The organism is Vibrio sp. Sgm 5 (assembly GCF_026241575.1).
GTDB classification, from domain to species: domain Bacteria; phylum Pseudomonadota; class Gammaproteobacteria; order Enterobacterales; family Vibrionaceae; genus Vibrio; species Vibrio jasicida.
This window is the reverse complement of record NZ_JAPHPY010000034.1, coordinates 1-22,383: the sequence shown is the minus strand read 5'-3', so window position 1 is coordinate 22,383 and position 22,383 is coordinate 1. Positions and strand designations below refer to the sequence as shown.

Annotated in this window: 19 protein-coding genes and 3 tRNA genes; 20 read left to right on the top strand and 2 right to left on the bottom strand. The window is 44.8% G+C overall.

What is annotated here, in order from left to right; all coding sequences use genetic code 11:
* The first annotated feature begins 200 nt into the window (after positions 1–200).
* The 3 genes from mazG (at position 201) to eno (ending at position 4,170) form a co-directional block, all read left to right on the top strand.
* Positions 201–998 carry a nucleoside triphosphate pyrophosphohydrolase gene (gene mazG, locus OQJ86_RS17590; protein ID WP_265988757.1) on the top strand — a complete coding sequence of 266 codons (798 nt, stop codon included), beginning with the start codon at positions 201–203 and terminating at the stop codon, positions 996–998.
* 151 nt (positions 999–1,149) lie between these two features.
* Entirely contained in the window at positions 1,150–2,790 is a 1,641-nt protein-coding gene (locus OQJ86_RS17585; protein WP_265988755.1) for a CTP synthase, read from the top strand.
* 81 nt (positions 2,791–2,871) lie between these two features.
* A complete protein-coding gene (gene eno, locus OQJ86_RS17580) occupies positions 2,872–4,170 on the top strand; it encodes a phosphopyruvate hydratase (protein WP_038870282.1) in 1,299 nt (432 codons plus the stop codon).
* A 78-nt stretch (positions 4,171–4,248) separates the two neighbouring features.
* Here the strand turns inward: eno and OQJ86_RS17575 are convergent, their stop codons facing one another.
* Positions 4,249–5,928 (bottom strand): discoidin domain-containing protein, encoded by a 1,680-nt coding sequence (locus OQJ86_RS17575; protein ID WP_102388512.1) that lies wholly within the window; start codon positions 5,926–5,928, stop codon positions 4,249–4,251.
* A 230-nt stretch (positions 5,929–6,158) separates the two neighbouring features.
* Here OQJ86_RS17575 and ftsB point away from each other — a divergent pair, with 230 nt between their 5' ends.
* The 8 genes from ftsB to rpoS all read left to right on the top strand — a co-directional run bounded on the left by ftsB (position 6,159) and on the right by rpoS (position 12,133).
* Positions 6,159–6,440, top strand: coding sequence for a cell division protein FtsB (gene ftsB / locus OQJ86_RS17570; protein ID WP_038870281.1), 282 nt, complete (start codon positions 6,159–6,161; stop codon positions 6,438–6,440).
* Position 6,441: 1 nt separating this feature from the next.
* Positions 6,442–7,149 (top strand): 2-C-methyl-D-erythritol 4-phosphate cytidylyltransferase, encoded by a 708-nt coding sequence (ispD, locus tag OQJ86_RS17565; protein WP_265988749.1) that lies wholly within the window; start codon positions 6,442–6,444, stop codon positions 7,147–7,149.
* Positions 7,150–7,163: 14 nt separating this feature from the next.
* Positions 7,164–7,640, top strand: a complete 477-nt coding sequence (gene ispF / locus OQJ86_RS17560) for a 2-C-methyl-D-erythritol 2,4-cyclodiphosphate synthase (protein ID WP_038870279.1) — start codon at positions 7,164–7,166, stop codon at positions 7,638–7,640.
* A 46-nt stretch (positions 7,641–7,686) separates the two neighbouring features.
* Complete coding sequence (truD, locus tag OQJ86_RS17555) at positions 7,687–8,730, top strand: tRNA pseudouridine(13) synthase TruD (RefSeq protein ID WP_265988747.1); 1,044 nt, start codon at positions 7,687–7,689, stop codon at positions 8,728–8,730.
* Positions 8,730–9,506 (top strand): 5'/3'-nucleotidase SurE, encoded by a 777-nt coding sequence (gene surE, locus OQJ86_RS17550; protein WP_265988745.1) that lies wholly within the window; start codon positions 8,730–8,732, stop codon positions 9,504–9,506. Before truD ends, surE begins: the two co-directional genes overlap by 1 nt.
* Positions 9,506–10,132 (top strand): protein-L-isoaspartate(D-aspartate) O-methyltransferase, encoded by a 627-nt coding sequence (locus tag OQJ86_RS17545; protein ID WP_265988743.1) that lies wholly within the window; start codon positions 9,506–9,508, stop codon positions 10,130–10,132. Before surE ends, OQJ86_RS17545 begins: the two co-directional genes overlap by 1 nt.
* A 14-nt stretch (positions 10,133–10,146) precedes the next feature.
* Positions 10,147–11,070 (top strand): peptidoglycan DD-metalloendopeptidase family protein, encoded by a 924-nt coding sequence (locus OQJ86_RS17540; RefSeq protein ID WP_265988741.1) that lies wholly within the window; start codon positions 10,147–10,149, stop codon positions 11,068–11,070.
* Between the two features lie 79 nt (positions 11,071–11,149).
* The gene (rpoS, locus tag OQJ86_RS17535; RefSeq protein WP_038870341.1) at positions 11,150–12,133 is read left to right on the top strand and encodes an RNA polymerase sigma factor RpoS; all 984 of its coding nucleotides are present in this window, start codon (positions 11,150–11,152) and stop codon (positions 12,131–12,133) included.
* Positions 12,134–12,221: 88 nt separating this feature from the next.
* Here the strand turns inward: rpoS and mutS are convergent, their stop codons facing one another.
* Positions 12,222–14,783, bottom strand: a complete 2,562-nt coding sequence (gene mutS / locus OQJ86_RS17530) for a DNA mismatch repair protein MutS (protein ID WP_265988738.1) — start codon at positions 14,781–14,783, stop codon at positions 12,222–12,224.
* An 85-nt stretch (positions 14,784–14,868) separates the two neighbouring features.
* Between mutS and pncC the strand changes: the two genes are divergently transcribed.
* The 9 genes from pncC to OQJ86_RS17485 all read left to right on the top strand — a co-directional run bounded on the left by pncC (position 14,869) and on the right by OQJ86_RS17485 (position 22,282).
* On the top strand, positions 14,869–15,351 hold the full coding sequence (gene pncC, locus OQJ86_RS17525) for a nicotinamide-nucleotide amidase (RefSeq protein ID WP_038870269.1): 483 nt from the start codon (positions 14,869–14,871) through the stop codon (positions 15,349–15,351).
* A 200-nt stretch (positions 15,352–15,551) separates the two neighbouring features.
* Positions 15,552–16,595, top strand: a complete 1,044-nt coding sequence (gene recA, locus OQJ86_RS17520; protein ID WP_038870267.1) for a recombinase RecA — start codon at positions 15,552–15,554, stop codon at positions 16,593–16,595.
* Between the two features lie 181 nt (positions 16,596–16,776).
* The gene (gene recX / locus OQJ86_RS17515) at positions 16,777–17,244 is read left to right on the top strand and encodes a recombination regulator RecX (RefSeq protein ID WP_265988735.1); all 468 of its coding nucleotides are present in this window, start codon (positions 16,777–16,779) and stop codon (positions 17,242–17,244) included.
* 142 nt (positions 17,245–17,386) lie between these two features.
* On the top strand, positions 17,387–19,969 hold the full coding sequence (gene alaS / locus OQJ86_RS17510; protein WP_265988733.1) for an alanine--tRNA ligase: 2,583 nt from the start codon (positions 17,387–17,389) through the stop codon (positions 19,967–19,969).
* Positions 19,970–20,172: 203 nt separating this feature from the next.
* Positions 20,173–21,360, top strand: coding sequence for an aspartate kinase (locus OQJ86_RS17505; RefSeq protein ID WP_265988731.1), 1,188 nt, complete (start codon positions 20,173–20,175; stop codon positions 21,358–21,360).
* 92 nt (positions 21,361–21,452) lie between these two features.
* Positions 21,453–21,650 carry a carbon storage regulator CsrA gene (gene csrA, locus OQJ86_RS17500; protein WP_004415691.1) on the top strand — a complete coding sequence of 66 codons (198 nt, stop codon included), beginning with the start codon at positions 21,453–21,455 and terminating at the stop codon, positions 21,648–21,650.
* Positions 21,651–21,893: 243 nt separating this feature from the next.
* A tRNA-Ser gene (locus OQJ86_RS17495) sits at positions 21,894–21,985 on the top strand.
* 86 nt (positions 21,986–22,071) lie between these two features.
* Positions 22,072–22,148: transfer RNA gene (locus OQJ86_RS17490), tRNA-Arg, on the top strand.
* A 57-nt stretch (positions 22,149–22,205) separates the two neighbouring features.
* A tRNA-Arg gene (locus OQJ86_RS17485) sits at positions 22,206–22,282 on the top strand.
* The last annotated feature ends 101 nt before the right edge of the window (positions 22,283–22,383 follow it).

Here is a 22,383-nt window from a genome sequence, read left to right as displayed (position 1 = left end):
CGTCATACTTGAAGCTGATAGCGTTGTTGCCTACGCTCACTCGCTCCATCACATAGGCAAGCTATGCTCAGGAGTCTCGCTCGCTTGCCGCCTAGCTACAGCTTCAATTATTTAGAGAATTGATCAACATATAACAAAGGTGAGTGGTTTTGACTGCTCACCTTTTTCTTTAGATAGAAAGGTTTAAAGGAACAGAGAAAATGAGTCATCCAATTGAACAGTTAGAACAAATCATGGCGAAGTTGCGTGACCCAGACGGCGGTTGCCCATGGGACTTAAAGCAGACCTTCGATACCATTGTTCCGCACACCATTGAAGAAACCTATGAAGTGGTGGATGCGATTCAAAACCGTGATTGGCCGAACTTACAAGAAGAGTTAGGTGACTTATTGTTCCAAGTGATTTTCTACAGCCAAATAGCAAAAGAACAGGGGCTGTTTGATTTTTCTGACGTCGTCGAAACTGTGAATGAAAAACTGACTCGTCGTCATCCTCATGTTTTTTCTGATGTTGAGTTTGAATCTGATGAAGAAATTAACGCTAATTGGGAAGCAGAAAAAGCCAAAGAAAAAGCACAAGTAGGCAAAGCTGAGGAAAGTATTCTAGACTCAATACCGAACTCTCTACCTGCGCTTTCTCGTGCTACAAAAATTCAAAAGAAATGCGCTAAATATGGTTTTGATTGGGACTCTCTGGGTCCTGTAGTCGGGAAGGTACAAGAGGAAATTGAAGAAGTGATGGAAGAGGCGCTTCAAGTCAACCCCGATGAAACCAAGGTAGAGCTTGAGTTGGGGGACTTATTATTTGCGACCGTCAACCTATCTCGTCACTTAGGCAAAGACCCTGAAGTCGCTTTGGCCAAAGCAAATCTAAAGTTCTCAAGACGCTTTAAAGGCGTGGAAACTAAAGTTGCAGCGCACGGTAAGCAACTCACAGACTTTACTCTAGATGAACTCGATTCGATGTGGGATGAAGTGAAACGAGAAGAGCAAAGCTGAAATTGCATGAATACTCGACTTTGATTTGAAGCAAAAAATAAAAAATTCCGGTGTGATAGATTTCACGTTGTGGCGTTAAGGAGCTTCTGGTATATTTACGTCCCGTCCAGAAGCACTCCATTTCCCTCATTCAACCAATTTCAGGTTAAACATGACGACAAATTACATTTTTGTTACTGGCGGGGTTGTATCCTCTCTAGGTAAAGGTATTGCAGCAGCATCTCTTGCCGCTATTCTAGAAGCTCGTGGTCTTAAAGTGACTATGATGAAGCTTGACCCTTACATCAACGTTGATCCAGGCACAATGAGCCCAACTCAACACGGTGAAGTGTTCGTTACGGAAGATGGCGCAGAGACTGACCTTGACCTTGGTCACTACGAGCGTTTCATCCGCACCAAGATGACTAAGCGTAACAACTTCACTGCAGGTCGTGTTTATGCAGACGTACTACGTAAAGAACGTCGCGGCGATTACCTAGGTGCAACCATTCAGGTTATCCCTCACATCACTAACGCTATCAAAGACCGCGTAATCGCGGGTTCTGAAGGCCATGATGTTGCTATCGTTGAAGTCGGTGGTACGGTAGGTGATATCGAATCACTACCATTTATGGAAGCTATTCGTCAGCTTGCTGTAGAACTAGGCCGTGAACGCGCAATGTTCATGCACCTAACTCTAGTTCCTTACCTAGCAGCTGCGGGCGAAGTGAAAACTAAGCCAACTCAGCACTCTGTTAAAGAGCTGCTATCTATCGGCATCCAACCAGATATTCTAGTTTGTCGTAGCGATCGTATGATCCCTGCTAACGAACGTAAGAAAATTGCTCTTTTCTGTAACGTACAAGAAAAAGCAGTTATCTCAATGAAAGATGTAGATTCTATCTACAAGATCCCTCAGCTAATCAAAGCTCAAGGTCTAGACGATCTTGTTTGTGCTCGCTTTGGCATCAATGCGCCAGAAGCTAACCTGTCTGAGTGGGAACAAGTAATTTACGAAGAAGCTAACCCAACGGCAGAAGTGACGATTGGTATGGTTGGTAAGTACATTGAACTACCAGATGCATACAAATCAGTAAACGAAGCGTTGAAACATGCTGGTCTTAAGAACCGTCTGAGCGTTAAGATTCAGTACGTTGATTCTCAAGATGTAGAGAACAAAGGTGTTGAGATCCTAGAAAGTCTAGACGCAATCCTTGTTCCTGGCGGTTTCGGTGACCGTGGTATCGAAGGTAAGATTCGCGCAGCTCAATACGCTCGTGAAAACAACGTTCCTTACCTAGGTATCTGTCTAGGCATGCAAGTGGCACTGATCGAATACGCGCGTAACGTAGCGGGTATGGAAGGTGCACATTCAACAGAATTTAACAAAGAGACGAAGTACCCTGTGGTAGGTTTAATCACAGAGTGGGTTGATGGCGAAGGTAAAGTTGAAGAACGTACCGAGAAGTCTGATCTTGGTGGTACTATGCGTCTTGGTTCACAGCTATGTCACCTAGAAAAAGGTACGAAAGCTCGTGAACTATACGGCAACGCGACAATTCATGAGCGTCACCGTCACCGTTATGAAGTGAACAACAATCTTCGTCCGCAAATCGAAAAAGCAGGCCTTAAAGTATCTGGCTTGTCAGCTGACAAGAAACTGGTAGAAGTAATTGAGAACCCAGCTCACCCATGGTTCGTAGCGGCTCAATTCCACCCAGAGTTCACATCAACACCGCGTGATGGTCACCCATTGTTCGCAGGTTTCGTGAAAGCAGCTGGCGAATACCAGCGTGGCGATTTCGAGAAGTAAGTAAGGAATACAGGCAGTAACGTAAGCTGTGTTGCTGCCTTTAATTTTGACATTATATATTCAACGAGAAGGAAACATTCAATGTCTAAGATCGTTAAAGTTCTAGGTCGTGAAATCATCGATTCACGTGGTAACCCAACTGTAGAAGCTGAAGTACACCTAGAAGGCGGTTTCGTAGGTATGGCTGCTGCTCCATCTGGCGCATCTACTGGTTCTCGCGAAGCTCTTGAGCTACGTGACGGCGACAAAGCACGTTTCCTAGGTAAAGGTGTTCTTAAAGCTATCGAAGCTGTAAACGGCCCAATCGCTGAAGCTCTAGTTGGTAAAGACGCGAAAGATCAAGCTGCAATCGATGCAGTAATGATCGACCTAGACGGTACTGAAAACAAATCTAAATTCGGTGCGAACGCTATCCTAGCTGTTTCTCTAGCAAACGCTAAAGCAGCAGCTGCTGCTAAAGGCATGCCTCTATACGAGCACATCGCTGAGCTAAACGGTACAGCTGGTCAGTTCTCTATGCCTCTACCAATGATGAACATCATCAACGGTGGTGAGCACGCAGATAACAACGTTGACATCCAAGAGTTCATGATTCAACCAGTTGGTGCTAAGACTCTTAAAGAAGGTCTACGTATCGGTGCTGAAGTATTCCACAACCTAGCTAAAGTTCTTAAGTCTAAAGGCTACAGCACTGCAGTTGGTGACGAAGGTGGTTTCGCTCCTAACCTTAAGTCTAACGCTGAAGCTCTAGAAGTTATCGCAGAAGCTGTTGCAGCTGCTGGTTACGAACTAGGTAAAGACGTTACTCTAGCTATGGACTGTGCTGCATCTGAGTTCTTCGACAAAGAAGCAGGCATCTACAACATGAAAGGCGAAGGTAAAACTTTCACTTCTGAAGAGTTCAACCACTACCTAGCTGAGCTAGCTAACCAATTCCCAATCGTTTCTATCGAAGACGGTCTAGACGAGTCTGATTGGGCTGGCTTCAAGCACCAAACTGAACTACTAGGTGACAAGCTTCAACTAGTAGGTGACGATCTATTCGTTACTAACACTAAGATCCTTGCTGAAGGTATCGAGAAAGGCGTAGCTAACTCTATCCTTATCAAGTTCAACCAAATCGGTTCTCTAACTGAGACTCTAGCTGCAATCAAGATGGCTAAAGACGCAGGTTACACAGCAGTAATCTCTCACCGTTCTGGCGAAACTGAAGATGCAACTATCGCTGATCTAGCGGTAGGTACAGCTGCAGGTCAAATCAAAACTGGTTCTATGAGCCGTTCTGACCGTGTTGCTAAGTACAACCAACTTATCCGTATCGAGGAAGCTCTAGGTGAGCGCGCTCCTTTCAACGGTCTTAAAGAAGTTAAAGGTCAATAATTTAGGTTTCTAAATTATTAGCTTAACGCTTTAAAAAACGCCTCGCATTTGCGAGGCGTTTTTTCTCCAGTTCACTTTCTATATATTTCCTTTCAGAGTAAATTCTGCTAATTGTAAGATTTCTGAACCATGGTTTTTACTGATCTCCAATTTAATGTACTGATAACTTAAAGGAGTCGTTAGTTGATAGAGCTTTGTCTGAAATCTTTTGGTAAAACTTTGCTGTGTCTGGCTATTTAGTATTTGCCAAGTGACTCCATCATTGCTGCCAAGTAGTTTCCAATTTTGAGGATCTCGATCCGAGGCATCGTTGGCTGATGTCAAAGAATACTGATGTACGGTGACCGGTTTTGGGAAGTAATATGTGATGTTTCCAGTTGAACTAAAAGTTAACCACTTGGTCGCTCTATTTTCATCGAATGCATGAGAGTGATCTTCCTTTGGAGCATTACTTGCTGAAGCAGAAGATCTGCCAGGATATTGTTGAGTTAGGTTTACTATTGTCGGGAAGTTGCCGAGCAATTCAACTTCTGCCAACTGAATTATGTTGGCTCCCGCATTTTCCGTTATGTTTAAACGGTAGTAACTGAAAGGTATAGATGGCGAAAAATCAAAGTTTCTCGTTTGATGCCTAGAAGTAAAAAATTGGTTATCTTGACTATCTAATGTTTGCCATTGATGTCCATTAATAGAGCCTTGTAGTAACCAAGCCTTAGGGTCTCGGGCTGCGACGTCATTCGCTGAAGTTATCGTATATCTCGATACAAGGGCGGGCTTATCGAATTGATAACTTATCCAACCTGTATCGGCGAAGCTAAGCCATTTAGTATTATTACTGTTGTCAAAGGCATTGTAAGCAGTCTCATAAGGTTTGTTTTCGTCGGAGGCTTTGATATTTTTTTCTAGGGCGACGGCTAGATCTTTATTCCGTTGAGGTTCTCCATCGCATTGCCCTATTGCTTGATAATGAATACTTGTTGGGCAATTATTGCCGTTATCATGCAAGCAAGTTTGATATTCACGCCATAATTCATCTACGGTGTTTGAAAAAAAATCTGTAATGTCGTTTTGCCAATTAAATCCACTAGGACTTCCCGCATACTTGTTTAATTCGTAAAGAAAGTCTCGTTGATCACCATTTGCAAGTAACTTGTGCCTTAACCAATCAATCCAAAAGGCTCCTAAATCATAAGAACTATTGTGGTCACCACCCAACGTTCGCTTCTCTTCCAGCGATTTGAATTCAGTCAGGTAGCGAACTGCATCTGCAACGCCTTCTAGAGTGCCACTGCCTTGTTCAAAATTAGAATTTTGGTAAGCATGAACCAACTCATGCACTAGTATACCTTTAATCTCAGCTTCAACCTTTTCACTTGGTAAGCTTTCTAAAAAGCAGCTGTTTATGTATATGTTTGTGCTATTTATACCACCAGATTTATAAGCAACTCCGTCACAATTCGGATTGCTGAAGGGGTGAATTGTGATTTTTAAATTGCTGACATAAGGAACTTCGTTTACATCTAAATACAATAATTGATTTAGCTTAACTATATGTTGGAGAGTAAAGTCTCTGTAGTTTGGTAGGTTAGCTACAAATAACCGTCCCCCTAGGCTATTGGTATCGATACTGAACTCTAAGTTATTTGGCTCTAACGAATCTTTCCAAAGATCATCACATTGCGATGCATATAGAGGAAGAGGGCTTAAAAGGCAAAAGGTCAGCCCTAGTTTAAAGAGATTTTCCTTGTTATTTTTCATATTTACGTTCCTATTTTTGATTAGCCTGATTTGAACTATCAGGTTCGACAAAATGAACGATGTTTCAGAGCTCGGGTTAGCGTTGACTAGCTTTTGTTTTTAATGATGCTAACTTAACTTAATGTGTAAGGAGCGTGTGAGTCTCTTTTTCTGCCCTAGAGCCAACCACGCATTTATGCTATATATGTCACCTTATCTAATCCCTTCCGGTACAGAATGTTAGCAGCGATATGCGAATCTTTGTTTTAGCCCTTACGTTACTGTTTGGCTGGCTCCAATATACCCTATGGTTTGGCAAAAACGGGGTAACTGACTACTACACAGTAGAAGATGAAATTGAAGTGCAGCAACAAGTGAACAGCAAGCTGCAAGCTCGTAATAATGAGATGTTCGCAGAAATTGATGACCTGAGACAAGGTCTTGATGCGATTGAAGAACGTGCGCGTCATGAGTTAGGTTTGGTCAAAGATGGCGAGACTTTCTATCGTATTATTGACGAGGACGAGCAATAACATGCCAAAGTTGTTTTCATCTCATGTTGCGATTGTACCTGCGGCCGGTGTTGGTAGCCGTATGAAGGCTGATCGCCCTAAGCAATATCTCTTAATTGACGGAAAAGCGGTATTAGAGCACACAGTAGAGAAGCTGCTTTCTCATCCGAGGATCTCTAAAGTCGTGATCGCAATTACCGATGGCGACCCTTATTACCCTGAATTGAACATTGCTCAGCACCCAGACGTGATTTGCGTGTCTGGTGGCAAAGAAAGGGCGGATTCTGTGCTTTCAGGGCTAAACTATGTAAGAACACATCTTGAGAGCGAGTGGGTTTTAGTTCACGACGCAGCAAGACCATGTGTTCTCACATCCGATATTGACCATTTGATCGACGTTTGTAGCGCACACCCAACAGGTGGCATCCTTGCCTCTCCAGTGAGAGACACAATGAAGCGAGCAAACGTGGTACAAGATATCGATCATACGGTAGATAGAGAAGCATTGTGGCATGCACTTACCCCACAAATGTTTAAAACTCAACAATTAACACGAGCACTGACTGACGCATTAGAACAAGGTGCAACCATTACTGATGAAGCTTCTGCTTTGGAATGGTTAGGTGAAACGCCGGCTTTGGTTCAAGGTAATGCGAATAACATAAAAATTACTCAGCCAGAAGACCTCGCGTTAGCCGAGTTTTACCTAAGCCGTGAGCACGGCGAGTAAACAAAGGATAGAAAATGATTCGAATTGGTCATGGTTTCGATGTACACAAATTTGGTGGTGAAGGCCCGGTGATTATTGGTGGTGTCGCTGTTCCTTACGAACAAGGGTTGATTGCCCACTCAGATGGTGATGTGGCACTTCATGCATTGAGCGATGCACTGCTTGGTGCTATTGCTGCCGGAGATATTGGCCGTCACTTCCCAGATACCGATGATAAGTGGAAAGGGGCTGATAGCCGCGAACTGCTTAAAGATGTTTATCGCAGGGTGAAAGAACAAGGCTATCGATTAGGAAACGCTGACATCACCATCATGGCACAAGCGCCTAAAATGGCGCCACATATTGACGCAATGTGTGCCACGATTGCTGAAGACTTGGAAACCGATATCAGTAATATAAACGTAAAAGCGACGACGACAGAGCGTCTCGGTTTTACTGGACGCAAAGAAGGCATTGCAACGGAAGCAGTTGTACTTCTCTTTAAGCAATAACCTAGCAATTTGCTCCTCAATGCTGCGTTAGCAGTGGAAAAACATCATGTCAGACATTTTATCTTCATTGGCTTACCTTACGGGTAAGCCTGTAGCATCAGCAAAAATCAAAGCGCAACCAGAACACTTTCAGGTTCGCGAAGACTTAGGTTTTGCCTTTACGGGTGAAGGCGAGCATTTAATGGTTCGTATCCGTAAAACGGGCGAGAACACCAGCTTTGTTGCTAATGAGCTAGCAAAAGCCTGTGGCGTTAAGTCGAAAGACGTTAGCTGGGCGGGTCTTAAAGACCGTCACGCTGTGACTGAACAATGGCTAAGTGTTCATTTACCGAAAGGTGAAACACTAGATTTTTCAGCATTTTTGGCGCAATACCCAAGTATCGAAATTCTGGCAACAGATCGTCACAATAAAAAACTACGCCCTGGTGACCTAGTAGGGAACGAGTTCGTGGTTACTTTGTCTGAAGTGACAGATGTAGCGGATGTTGAGCAACGCCTTGAAAAAGTGAAACAAGTTGGCGTGCCGAACTACTTTGGTAGTCAGCGTTTTGGTAACGATGGCAACAACCTTGAAGAAGCACGTCGATGGGGGCGCGAGAACGTACGTACTCGTAACCAAAACAAGCGCAGCATGTATTTGTCGGCGGCTCGTTCGTGGATCTTCAACCGCATCGTTTCAGCTCGATTAGAGCAAGGCGTGTTTGACAAGTTCATCGACGGTGATGTGGCGAAGACAACTTCTGGTACTCAGTTGATTGATGCAAGCAACATTGCTGATCTACAGGCACAATTTGCTCAGGGCGAAGTGGTTATTACTGCAGCGCTAGCTGGAGACAATGCACTTCCAACTCAAACAGATGCATTAGCCTTGGAGCAGCCTTTTTTGGATGAAGAACCCGATTTAATGGCATTAATTCGTGGGAATCGTATGCGTCACGACCGTCGTGATATTGCACTTAAACCTCAAGACTTAGCTTGGACGGTGGATGGCAACAATATTACGTTGACCTTCTCGCTAGATGCCGGTTCGTTTGCGACCTCTATCGTACGCGAGTTGATTATCGAGGAAAAAGTAGAAAGAGAATATTAATGGAAATGGATTCACCAAACGCGAAGCCATTAAGAGTACTGCTCAGTAATGACGACGGCGTTCATGCTCAAGGAATTCATGCGCTTGCTGATGAGCTAAAAAGTATTGCTGAGGTGACGATTGTGGCACCAGATCGAAACCGGTCTGGTGCTTCGAACTCACTGACGTTAGAGCAGCCTCTGAGAGTAAATGAAATCGCACCCAACACCTTCTCTGTGCAAGGCACCCCGGCAGATTGTGTTCACTTTGCATTGAATGAATTGATGAAAGGCGATTTACCAGACTTAGTTCTCACTGGGATCAATCATGGCGCGAACCTTGGCGATGATGTCTTATATTCAGGTACGGTTGCCGCTGCGATGGAAGGACACTTTCTTGGCGTTCAATCTGTTGCTTTTTCGTTGGTGGGTAAACAGAACTTTGCAGCTGCGGCAAAAATTGCCCGTCAGCTAGTTGAGCAGCATTTGGTTAGGCCGATCCCGACTAACCGCTTACTGAACGTCAATGTTCCTGATTTACCACTAGAACAATTAGGTGAGATTGAAGTGACACGTTTAGGCGCCCGTCATCATGCCGAGAATATGATCAAGCAACAGGACCCACGTGGGCATGATATATATTGGTTAGGTCCTCCGGGTAAAGAGCAAGATGCTGGAGAGGGCACCGATTTTTATGCGATTGAGCATGGTCGAGTTTCAATCACCCCACTGCAAGTTGACCTCACTGCTCATGAGTCTTTGCGTGCGATGGACAGCTGGTTAAAGGAAGAGAAGTAATGAGTAACCCACATGCTGACAGGTTGATAGCGTTTCTTATCTCCAGTGGCATCAGTGATCAACGCGTATTGGATGCCGTGTACTGTTTGCCGCGTGAGAGTTTTGTCTCACAGGCAATGATGCACCAAGCGTACGATAACAATGCGTTACCGATTGGTCAGGGGCAAACTATTTCTCAGCCTTACATTGTTGCGAAAATGACAGAATTGCTCGATCTCAAACAAAGCAGCAATGTGCTTGAGATAGGAACAGGATCAGGTTATCAAACGGCTGTACTTGCTCAAATTGTTGATCATGTTTATTCCGTTGAACGCATCAAGTCTTTGCAATGGGACGCTAAGCGTCGCTTGAAACAACTGGATATTTATAATGTCTCTACCAAACATGGTGACGGCTGGCTCGGATGGGAAGCGAAAGGTCCGTTCGATGCGATTATTGTCACTGCGGCTGCGGAAAGTGTTCCCCAAGCACTTTTATCTCAGCTGAAAGAGGGCGGTAAGATGATCATACCTGTTGGTGCGGATGAGCAACAATTGTTGAAAATTGAACGCAAGGGTGAACAATTCCTTTCTACCGTGGTAGAAATGGTAAGATTTGTGCCATTAGTTGCAGGCGATTTAGCTTAAGGGTTAAAGATCAGGTGAATAGGTTCTTACGTCGTTTTGGTATTAGCTGCTTGATAGCTGCGGGACTTGTCGGTTGCGCGGCTCATTCGCCTGCGCCTGTTTCTAGCTTAAATAAAGACTATTCTAGTGTTGAACGAGGCAGTTATAGAGGCAGTTATTATGAAGTAAAGAAAGGAGATACACTTTATTTCATAGCTTATGTCACAGATAAGAATGTAAATGATCTTGTTCGTTACAATGAACTTAACGCACCCTATACGATTTTCCCTGGTCAACGATTAAAACTTTGGGCACCGAAATATGTTGCTCCAAAATATGGTCATAAAGTGGAACCCGTTGTTCCTCCAGTGGTTGCGACAAAACCAGCGCCAGTGACTAAAACATCAACAGCGTCAAAGCCGTCAAATTCAAGTAAAAGCTCTACTCAAAAGCCGGCGACCACTACGCCTAAAGTTGCACAAAAACAGCCGCCAAAGAAGGTTGAACAATCCAAACCAAAGGAGTATGTTGGGTCAAAAGGTAATCAGAATGTTAAACCGAAACCACCAGTAACTGCGGCGAAAAACGATAAAGTATCAAAGTGGTTGTGGCCAACAAAAGGGAGAGTAATCAAGAACTTCTCAGCGGGAGAACAAGGAAATAAAGGCATAGACATCGCAGGACAGCGTGGTCAGCCTATCTTTTCAACCGCGGCCGGCACTGTTGTGTACTCAGGTAATGCGCTACGAGGTTATGGCAACCTAATTATAGTGAAGCATAACGACAATTATTTAAGCGCATACGCACACAATGACAGATTGCTGGTATCAGAAGGACAAAGTGTCAAGAGCGGACAAAAAATCGCTACCATGGGTAGTTCTGGTTCTAAATCAGTCAAGCTCCACTTTGAAATTCGCTATCAAGGTAAATCCGTAAATCCAAAACGATATTTACCTTAAAACTTTGAATAACAACTTGCGACATCATTTAGCGACATATTGAGTTGTTATGTTTGCTAACTCGCCAGGGGGAGGCGTTATGAGTATCAGCAACACAGTCACCAAAGTTGAAGAGTTCGAATATGACAACGCAACGACAGGAAGCGGAAGTCCTGAACTTGAAAAAACATCTAAAAAAACCAAAGCAACAGCTCGCGAAGAGTTTGATGCGAGCAATAAAAGTCTAGATGCGACACAACTGTACTTAGGCGAAATTGGCTTTTCACCACTACTCACAGCAGAAGAAGAAGTACTTTACGCTCGTAGAGCATTACGTGGCGATGAAGCTGCCCGTAAGCGAATGATCGAAAGTAATTTACGTCTTGTCGTGAAGATCTCTCGTCGTTACAGCAATCGCGGTTTAGCACTTCTTGATCTTATCGAAGAAGGCAATCTGGGCTTGATCCGTGCGGTTGAGAAGTTTGATCCTGAACGAGGTTTCCGTTTTTCAACCTACGCAACGTGGTGGATTCGCCAAACGATTGAGCGTGCGTTGATGAACCAAACTCGCACCATTCGTTTGCCAATTCATGTGGTTAAAGAGCTAAATATTTATCTGCGTACCGCACGTGAACTTTCTCAGAAGCTCGACCATGAACCAACGGCAGAAGAAATTGCAGCTCAGCTAGATATTCCAGTTGAAGACGTAAGTAAAATGCTTCGCCTTAACGAGCGTATCAGCTCTGTCGATACACCTATCGGTGGTGATGGCGAGAAAGCGCTACTGGATATTATTCCTGATGCAAACAATTCGGATCCCGAAGTATCCACTCAAGACGATGACATCAAATCCTCGTTGATTGACTGGCTAGAAGAGCTAAATCCAAAACAGAAAGAAGTGCTTGCTCGTCGTTTTGGTTTACTTGGCTACGAGCCATCAACGCTTGAGGAAGTGGGACGTGAGATTGGTCTAACACGTGAACGTGTACGTCAGATTCAAGTTGAAGGTTTACGTCGATTGCGCGAAATCTTGATTAAGCAAGGTTTGAACATGGAAAACCTGTTCAACGTGGAAGTCGACTAGGACAGCCCTGCTTTAAAGGTGAATTTAGAATAAACAAAAGGCTATGGGAAACCATAGCCTTTTTGCGTTTTATTGAAGATGCGCCAGATTAGAGCATCTTCCTCAAGCGGTAAAGCTCTTCCAATGCCTGACGTGGCGTTAGATCGTCAGGATCAATATTCGACAGTGCTTGCTCTACATCGCTTGGCTCTGGGATCAAGCTTAGTTGGTTTGCTACATCGACAGCACTTGGTCGTGGAGAGTCATTACCTTGACCTAATTGCTCAAGTTGAGACAGTTTGTTGCGCGCATTCTTGATTACGGGTTTTGGAACCCCAGCCAACCCAGCAACGGCAAGGCCGTAAGACTTGCTTGCTGCACCTTCTTGGACTGCGTGCATAAAGGCAATGCTGTCACCGTGCTCTACTGCATCTAGGTGGACGTTGGCAAGATTTGGCAGTTGGTTTGGCAGTTCAGTCAACTCAAAATAGTGCGTTGCAAACAGGGTCATTGCGCCTATTTGTGTGGCTAGCCATTCTGCACTTGCCCATGCTAAAGAAAGACCATCATAAGTACTGGTACCGCGGCCGATCTCATCCATTAACACCAAGCTGTTTTGAGTCGCGTTATGAAGAATATTTGCTGTTTCGGTCATTTCTACCATGAAGGTAGAGCGCCCGGAAGCAAGGTCATCGGATGCGCCAATACGAGTAAATATACGATCCAAAGATCCGATATGAGCTGATTCGGCTGGTACGTATGAACCAATGTGAGCCATCAAAGCAATCAACGCAGTTTGGCGCATGTAGGTCGATTTACCACCCATGTTTGGACCAGTGATGATAAGCATCTTACGGTCTGAGCTTAACTCTATTGGGTTAGCAATAAATGGTTCCCTGGTTACTTGTTCCACAACAGGGTGGCGGCCTGCTTGAATACTGATACCGGCTTCTTTATCGAGAGTCGGGCGACAGTAATCTAACGTGTCTGCACGTTCGGCAAGGTTTTGTAAAACGTCCAACTGAGAAATCGCTGACGCAAGGTTTTGCATTTTCTCAAGGTTTGGCATCAATAAATCAAACAGCTCTTCCCACAGTTTCTTCTCTACTGCTAACGCTTTTGACTTAGAGTTTAGAACCTTGTCCTCATGCTCTTTCAACTCTGGAATGATGTAGCGTTCTGCATTTTTCAGCGTTTGTCGACGCACATAATGTGGTGGAACCAAGTGGCTTTGGCCACGACTAACCTGAATAAAGAAACCGTGTACGGCGTTGTAGCCTACTTTTAGTGTATCAATACCGTGGCGCTCACGTTCGTCTGCTTCGAGCTTTTCTAGATACTCGGTTGCGCCATCTGCGAGTTTACGCCATTCATCAAGCTCAGCGTTGTAGCCCTCTGCAATCACACCACCCTCGCGAATAACCACTGGTGGATTTTCTTTGATTGCACGTTCTAGCAGATCACAGACATCATCAATTGGCGCGGCAAATTGAGCCAATTTAATTAGGTAAGGATGCGCCAGAGAAGACGTTACACTTTCCAATTCTGGGAGTTGTTGCATTGCGTAACGCAGTCGAGCCATATCGCGAGGACGAGCAGAACGAAGTGCTAAGCGAGCCAAAATACGCTCAATATCACCAATCTGTTTGAAAATTGGTTGAATGTCGGTGAACAAGCTTTGATCTTTGATTTCGCTGATCGCATCTAAGCGATTGTGTAAGGTATCAATACAGCGCATTGGTTGGTGTAACCAGCGCTTGAGCATACGACTGCCCATTGCGGTTGCACAATGATCTAAGACTTCCGCAAGCGTGTTATCAGTGCCACCTGATAGGTTTTGTGTTAGCTCAAGGTTGCGACGAGTCGCTGCGTCAAGAATCACAGAGTGATCTTGTCTGTCGTAGGTGAGTGAACGAATGTGTGGCAGGGCAGTACGTTGAGTGTCCTTTACATATTGAATCAAACAGCCAGCGGCACACAAGCCAAGTGATGCGTGTTCAACACCAAAGCCGACTAAGTCACGAGTGCCAAATTGTTGGTTAAGCTGTTGCTTCGCAGTATCGAGCTCAAACTCCCAAACAGGGCGGCGGCGGTTACCATTACGGTTAGACATGAGGTGAACGGCCTCAAAATCTTCAGGGAAAAGTAGCTCTCGTGGGGCCGTACGTTGAAGTTCTGCTGCCATCGCTTCTTCGGTTTTAGGCTCAACCAATTGGAAGCGTCCAGAAGTTACATCCAATGTCGCGTAACCAAATTTACCATTGTGCTGATAGATTGCTGCAATCAGGTTATCGATACGCTCAGATAGCAGAGCTTCGTCGGTCACAGTACCTGGCGTGACGATGCGTACTACTTTACGTTCAACCGGACCTTTGCTTGTTGCAGGATCGCCAATCTGTTCACAAATCGCCACAGACTCACCAAGCTGAACAAGTTTGGCTAGATAACCTTCAACGGCGTGGAATGGAACGCCAGCCATTGGGATAGGTTCACCTGCCGACGCACCGCGTTTAGTCAACGAAATATCAAGCAATTGAGATGCGCGTTTTGCATCGTCGTAGAAGAGTTCGTAGAAGTCGCCCATGCGGTAAAACAGCAAGATTTCAGGATTCTCAGCCTTTAGCTTGAGGTATTGCTGCATCATCGGAGTGTGTTTTTGTTCAGCTTTCACAGGTAAGTACTTTTGTTTATTTCCGTAGCGGCTTAGGATACGTGAATCCCTATCAAGTAAAAAGAGACAAAGGGCATTTTTGGCTATGGAAAGAGCAACAAAATTGAGTGCCGATTTAGGGGCATTATTGGCTAAGCATGGGCATATTTTAACGACGGCAGAATCTTGCACTGGAGGTGGGGTTGCAACAGCAATCACTGATATTGCAGGTAGCTCTGCTTGGCTAGACCGCGCATTTGTGACCTACAGCAATGAAGCTAAAATGGAAATGCTTGGTGTACAAGCTTCAACATTAGAAGCGCACGGTGCTGTGAGTGAGCCAGTCGTGATTGAAATGGTGCTGGGCGCCCTAAATCATTCAAATGCAACTATTGGAGTCTCGATAAGTGGCATAGCTGGCCCTAGCGGTGGAAGCGAAGAAAAGCCTGTTGGGACGGTTTGTTTTGCCTTTGCAGATAATCAGAATTGGCAGCAAGTGGAAACCATGCATTTTACTGGTGATCGTGCGCAAGTTCGCAAAAAAGCGATTGAGCATGCACTGACTCAACTGCATCAGTATTTGATCTAGAATTTCTTTAATTGTCGTAGCCCAGTTTTGATAAGGGCTGGAGCAAATAGTAGGTTTAGGTCTGCCAAATTTTTTTCATACAGGTATAGACACTGTATGAATCAACAGTATAATGACTTTCATTGATGAGCAGTTCTTCTGCTCAAGAAAAATGAATTATGATTCATCGCCCAAAGAAGATGAATAAATCGGAGAAAGTAATGGACGAGAACAAACAGAAAGCGCTCGCCGCTGCGCTAGGTCAAATTGAAAAGCAATTCGGTAAAGGCTCTATCATGCGCCTTGGTGATAACCGCGCAATGGACGTAGAAACCATCTCAACGGGTTCTCTTTCTCTTGATATCGCTTTGGGTGCTGGTGGTCTGCCAATGGGTCGTATCGTAGAAGTTTACGGTCCAGAATCTTCAGGTAAAACAACGCTAACTCTAGAGCTTATTGCAGCAGCGCAACGTGAAGGTAAAACTTGTGCATTTATCGATGCGGAGCACGCGCTAGATCCTGTATACGCGAAGAAACTAGGTGTTGATATCGATGCTCTACTTGTTTCTCAGCCTGATACGGGTGAGCAAGCTCTTGAGATTTGTGACGCACTTGCACGTTCTGGTGCTATCGACGTCATGGTTGTCGACTCTGTTGCGGCACTTACTCCAAAGGCTGAAATTGAAGGCGAAATGGGCGACAGCCACATGGGTCTTCAAGCTCGTATGCTTTCTCAAGCAATGCGTAAGCTTACAGGTAACCTAAAGCAGTCTAACTGTATGTGTATCTTCATCAACCAAATTCGTATGAAGATTGGTGTGATGTTCGGTAACCCTGAAACCACTACTGGTGGTAACGCTCTTAAATTCTACGCTTCTGTTCGTCTAGATATCCGCCGTACTGGCGCAATCAAAGAAGGCGATGAAGTTGTGGGTAACGAAACGCGCATTAAAGTGGTTAAAAACAAGATTGCTGCACCGTTTAAAGAAGCGAATACGCAAATCATGTATGGCCAAGGCTTCAATCGTGAAGGTGAATTAGTCGACCTAGGCGTTAAGCACAAGCTAGTAGAAAAAGCGGGTGCATGGTACAGCTACCAAGGCGATAAGATCGGTCAAGGTAAAGCGAACGCTTGTAACTACCTACGTGAGCACACCGAAGTGGCAAAGACTATCGATGCTAAGCTACGTGAAATGCTACTTTCTCCTGCTTTACCTGAAGCGCCAGAAGCCGGTGAAAAATCAGAGCAAGAAGAAGAGTTTTAATCTTTTCTTCAATTAATATCTAACAAAGCCCTGCGATGCGGGGCTTTGTTGTATCTGCTGCAATCAAAACCGTTAAAAATAAAGGGCAGATTAATATCAATCCCAGTAAGTAGGTGAGCAGAACTGGCACAGCAACAAGCTAGAGTGGGCAGTTATTTACTACGATAGTTTTAGGATCATCATGTACCAAAAGCGTCAAGCTCCGACGTTGTCGAGCAAAGAAGCGGCGATTCAGCTACTAAGCCGTCGTGATCATGGACAATACGAGCTCTATCAAAAGCTAGCTCTAAAAGGTTATGAAGAGGCAGATATCGAAGTGGCCATCAACTTTTGCCTCGACCACAATTACTTAGATGACCTGCGTTATGCCAAAAGTCAGATTCGTCAACACGTTTATAAAGGGCATGGTGAAAGGAGAATTCGACAAGAGTTGAATCAAAAACGCGTGGCTGAATCTATCATTGAAACAGCGATGGAAGAGGAACCACAAGACTGGTTTGAACTGGCAAGAGCGGCGGCTGAGAAGAAATTCAAAGGAATGAAAGCCAAAGACCAGAAAGAATACGCTAAACAGGTGCGATTTATGCAATATCGTGGCTATAGTTTTGACCAAATCAGCTATGCGCTGAGTTTTGATTACGAAGATTAGCGGTCAGTAGCTCACACTGTTTTTTGTTTTGTTTCAAATTTTTTCCTCTAATGCCTCTTTTCCGCAAGAAAACTAGTCGTAGCTGATTGCATGATCTACAATACGGCAAAATTCTAACTCGACTATTTTCAGGAAGAGCTGCATGTACATGAGCACTGATGAGGTTCGTAACGCGTTCCTCAAGTTCTTTGAGAGCAAAGGACACCAAATCGTAGAAAGTTCATCGTTAGTTCCACATAACGACCCAACCCTGCTGTTCACAAACGCGGGTATGAACCAATTTAAAGATTGTTTCTTAGGCTTAGAAAAACGAGCCTACACTCGAGCGACTACGGCTCAACGTTGTGTACGTGCTGGTGGTAAACACAACGACCTGGAAAACGTTGGCTTCACTGCTCGTCACCACACATTCTTTGAAATGCTAGGTAACTTCAGCTTTGGCGATTACTTCAAAGAAGACGCTATTGCGTTCGCTTGGGAATTCCTAACAGTAACCCTTAAGCTGCCAGCAGACCGTCTACTGGTAACCGTTTACGAGACAGACGACGAAGCATTCGATATCTGGAACCAAAAAGTAGGTGTTCCAGCAGACCGCATTATTCGCATCGGCGACAAGAAAGGTGGTAAACCATACGAGTCAGATAACTTCTGGCAAATGGGTGACACAGGTCCTTGTGGTCCATGTACTGAAATCTTCTACGATCACGGTGAGCACATCTGGGGTGGCCGTCCTGGCACACCTGAAGAAGATGGTGACCGTTTCATCGAGATCTGGAACAACGTATTCATGCAGTTCAACCGTCACGCAGACGGCACGATGGAACCGCTACCAAAGCCATCGGTAGATACTGGTATGGGTATCGAGCGTATCTCTGCAATTATGCAAGGCGTTCACTCAAACTACGAAATCGATGTATTCCAAGCTCTTATCAAAGCTGCTGCTGAAGTGATTGGTTACGAAGACCTATCAAACCAATCGCTACGCGTTATCGCTGACCACATCCGTTCATGTTCATTCCTGATCGTTGATGGCGTTATGCCTTCAAACGAAGGTCGTGGTTACGTTCTACGTCGTATCATCCGTCGTGCAGTTCGTCACGGTAACAAGCTGGGCGCACAAGGTGCATTCTTCCACAAACTGGTTGGTGTACTAGCGGAAATCATGGGTACGGCTGGTGAAGAGCTGAAGCGTCAACAAGCTGTGGTTGAAAAAGTACTGCGTATCGAAGAAGAAAACTTCGGTCGTACACTTGAGCGCGGTATGGCGATTCTAAACGAAGCGTTAGATAACCTAGACGGTAAAGTTCTAGACGGCGAAACCGTATTTAAACTTTACGATACTTACGGCTTCCCAGCTGACTTAACTAACGACGTTGCACGTGAGCGTGAGTTCGCAATCGACGAAGAAGGTTTCGAGAAAGCGATGGAAGAGCAGCGTCAACGTGCGCGTGAAGCTGGTAACTTCGGTACTGACTACAACGCAGCAATCAAAGTTGATACGCAAACAGAATTCTGTGGTTACACAGGCACTAAAGGCTCTAGCTCAGTAGCAGCGATGTTCGTTGAAGGCAACGAAGTAGAATCTCTATCTGCAGGCGACAAAGCAATCATCGTGCTTGGTGAAACACCATTCTACGCTGAGTCAGGCGGTCAATGTGGTGACGCTGGTGAAATCCGCACTGAGTCTGGTGTATTCCGTGTTGAAGACACTCAAAAACTAGGTAACGCAATCGCACACCACGGTGTAATGGCTGAAGGCGTTCTAGCAAAAGGTGATGAAGTTGCCACTATCGTTGACGCCGAGCGTCGTGCCGCTATCTCTCTAAACCACTCAGCGACGCACTTGCTGCATGCTGCGCTACGCCAACTTCTTGGTGAGCACGTAACGCAGAAAGGTTCACTAGTGAAACCAGATAGCCTACGTTTCGACTTCTCACACTTAGAAGCGGTAACGGCAGCTGAGCTAAAAGAAGTTGAGCGTCTAGTGAACGCGCAAATTCGCCGTAACCACAAGGTTGAAACCAACGTGATGGACATTGAGTCTGCTAAGAAGAAAGGCGCAATGGCGTTGTTCGGCGAGAAGTATGACGATGAAGTACGCGTACTGTCTATGGGCGACTTCTCTACTGAACTTTGTGGTGGTATCCACGCTTCAAACACAGGTGACATCGGTCTATTCAAGATCACATCTGAAGGTGGTATCGCAGCAGGTATTCGTCGTATCGAAGCGGTAACGGGTGAAGGTGCGCTAGACGCAATCGAAGCTCAAGCGGCTAAGTACGAAGAGAAACTGGCTGAATCAGCGCAGAAAGCAAAATCTCTAGAGAAAGAAATCCAGAAACTGAAAGACAAGATGGCTGCGGCAGAAAGCGCAAACATCATGGGTAAAGTTCAGGATATCAACGGTACTAAAGTACTGATTGCTGCTCTAGAAGGCGCAGATAACAAGAACCTACGTACTATGGTTGATGACATCAAAAACCAAGTAGGTAGCGGTGTAATCCTTCTTGCTAACGTGAACGATGACAAGATCGGTCTGATTGCAGGCGTAACCAAAGACCTTATCGGTAAAGTGAAAGCTGGTGACCTAGTTAAGATGGTTGCTGAGCAAGTTGGCGGTAAAGGCGGTGGTCGTCCTGATATGGCGCAAGCTGGTGGTACAGATGCCTCTGCACTACCAGAAGCGATTCAATCAGTACAGCCATGGCTAGAAGAGCGCTTATAAGCTTTTAACATCCTTTACGCTCAATCAAAGTTATTTGATTGAGCGTAATTTTTTTATAGTAACCAAGTGGTTTAATTGACCGTATTTTAACCAGGTCATTTACGTCACTTGGTTTTTGTTGTAGCTACCGCTTATATAATTTTGCAATCAATAGAATATGAAGTGGTCCTAATGAGACTTTGGTCTTGGGAAGGTGAAGACTGGTGAAAAAGCCCCTTATCGTGCAAAAGTTTGGCGGAACTTCTGTGGGTTCAATTGAGAGAATCCACCAAGTCGCTGAACACATCATTAAGGCGAAAGATGATGGTAATCAAGTTGTCGTTGTTGTGTCTGCAATGTCAGGCGAAACAAATCGATTGATGGATCTAGCTAACCAAATAGATAGCGTTCCAACAGCTCGAGAACTTGATGTTTTGCTCTCTGCTGGTGAGCAAGTGTCGATGGCACTACTGGCAATGACCCTTAATAAATTGGGTTATGCTGCTCGCTCACTTACCGGAGCACAAGCGAACATTGTGACGGACAATCAACACAATGACGCGACGATTAAGCACATTGACACTTCTACGATCTTTGACTTACTTAAGCAAGATCAAATCGTTATCGTGGCAGGTTTCCAAGGTGTGAATGAAAATGGGGATATCACCACATTAGGTCGAGGTGGCTCTGATACGAGCGCAGTGACACTTTCAGGCGCGTTAAGTGCTGATGAGTGCCAAATCTTTACCGACGTTGATGGTATATATACTTGTGACCCTCGTGTAGTGAAAAACGCTCAGAAATTGGACGTTATCGATTTTCCTTCTATGGAAGCGATGGCGAGCCGAGGAGCGAAGGTACTGCATCTACCTTCTGTGCAATACGCATGGAAGAATAATGTGCCACTACGTGTGCTTTCGACCTTCGATATTAATGAAGGCAGTTTGGTGAAAGGGGAGGCGGGTAAGCAAGCCGTTTCCGGTATAGCGATTCAACGTGACCTTGCCATAATTGAAGTCGACAGTGACCACCTGTCTAGTGTCGCAAAGCAATGTCAGATGTTAGGCATCGACATTTGGAATGTGATCGAGGAAACAGAACGAACAGGTATCATGATAAAACAAGATGCATGTGCCAAGTTGGATCTGGTGTTCAGCGATAAAATCCGTAATAGTGAAGTAGTAAGCCTGTTGACCGCAGTGGGGCTTGAAGCCAATGGAATGGTTGAGCACGCATGCGATTTGTTGGCACAGCAAGATATTGCAATTAATTTCTGCTCAACGAATGCACTCACTATGATGCTAGTCTTACCACCAGAGTGTGTGGATACAGCAGCAAATATTCTCCATGATGCTTACATTAGATCGAGTGAAGCATTAAGCATTCAGCAAAAACATGCCTTTTTAGGCTAATTTTCCGTAACAAGGTAGTTTACGAAAATATAACTTTTGTTGGATAATAGCTTTGTAGCAAGAAAATTTAGAGATTACTCAAGGAGCAAAGAATGCTAATTTTGACTCGCCGCGTAGGCGAAACACTGATGATTGGTGATGAAGTGACTGTAACTGTACTAGGTGTAAAAGGTAACCAAGTACGTATCGGCGTTAACGCTCCGAAAGAGGTTTCAGTTCACCGTGAAGAAATCTACATGCGCATTCAAGCTGAAAAAGGCAATGGTAACGTTGCTTCTGGTAACTACTAAGCTGCTCCTGTTTATAGAGCTTAGTTTGAATGAAAAAGGCTAGCCATTGGGCTGGCCTTTTTAGTTTTAGATAAATGTCATTTTTTAAGAGAAGATTCTCTTTTTTTCATCATAATAGAGTGATAAAGTTTGTTTAATAATCACTTTGATTAAATCCGCATCGGTTAAGCGATTTTTGCGTTTTTTTTCAAAGAAAGTGTTTGACATATTTTCGGTAAAACGTAATATGTGCCTCCGCAAGACGGTGAGGTGGCCGAGAGGCTGAAGGCGCTCCCCTGCTAAGGGAGTATACGGTTTATCCCGTATCGAGGGTTCGAATCCCTCCTTCACCGCCATTCATTGACTGGCCCGTTGGCCTTTTTTTTGTTTCGTAAGAAATGAAATGTGATGTACTTCACACCTTCCTAGCAAGAAGAATTGCGCGTCCTTAGCTCAGCTGGATAGAGTACCTGGCTACGAACCAGGCGGTCGGAGGTTCGAATCCTCCAGGACGCGCCACTCTTTAGGGTTTCTTAATGAACTCCTGATATTGGGAATACTGATATCAAAAACCGTGCGTCCTTAGCTCAGCTGGATAGAGTACCTGGCTACGAACCAGGCGGTCGGAGGTTCGAATCCTCCAGGACGCGCCACTCTTTAGAAAAAGCCTCGCTTATGCGGGGCTAATTATATGGTCCGCCTCACTCTCAAGCCCTACGCTTAGAGTAGGCTCTCAGAACGAGGTGAACCATAT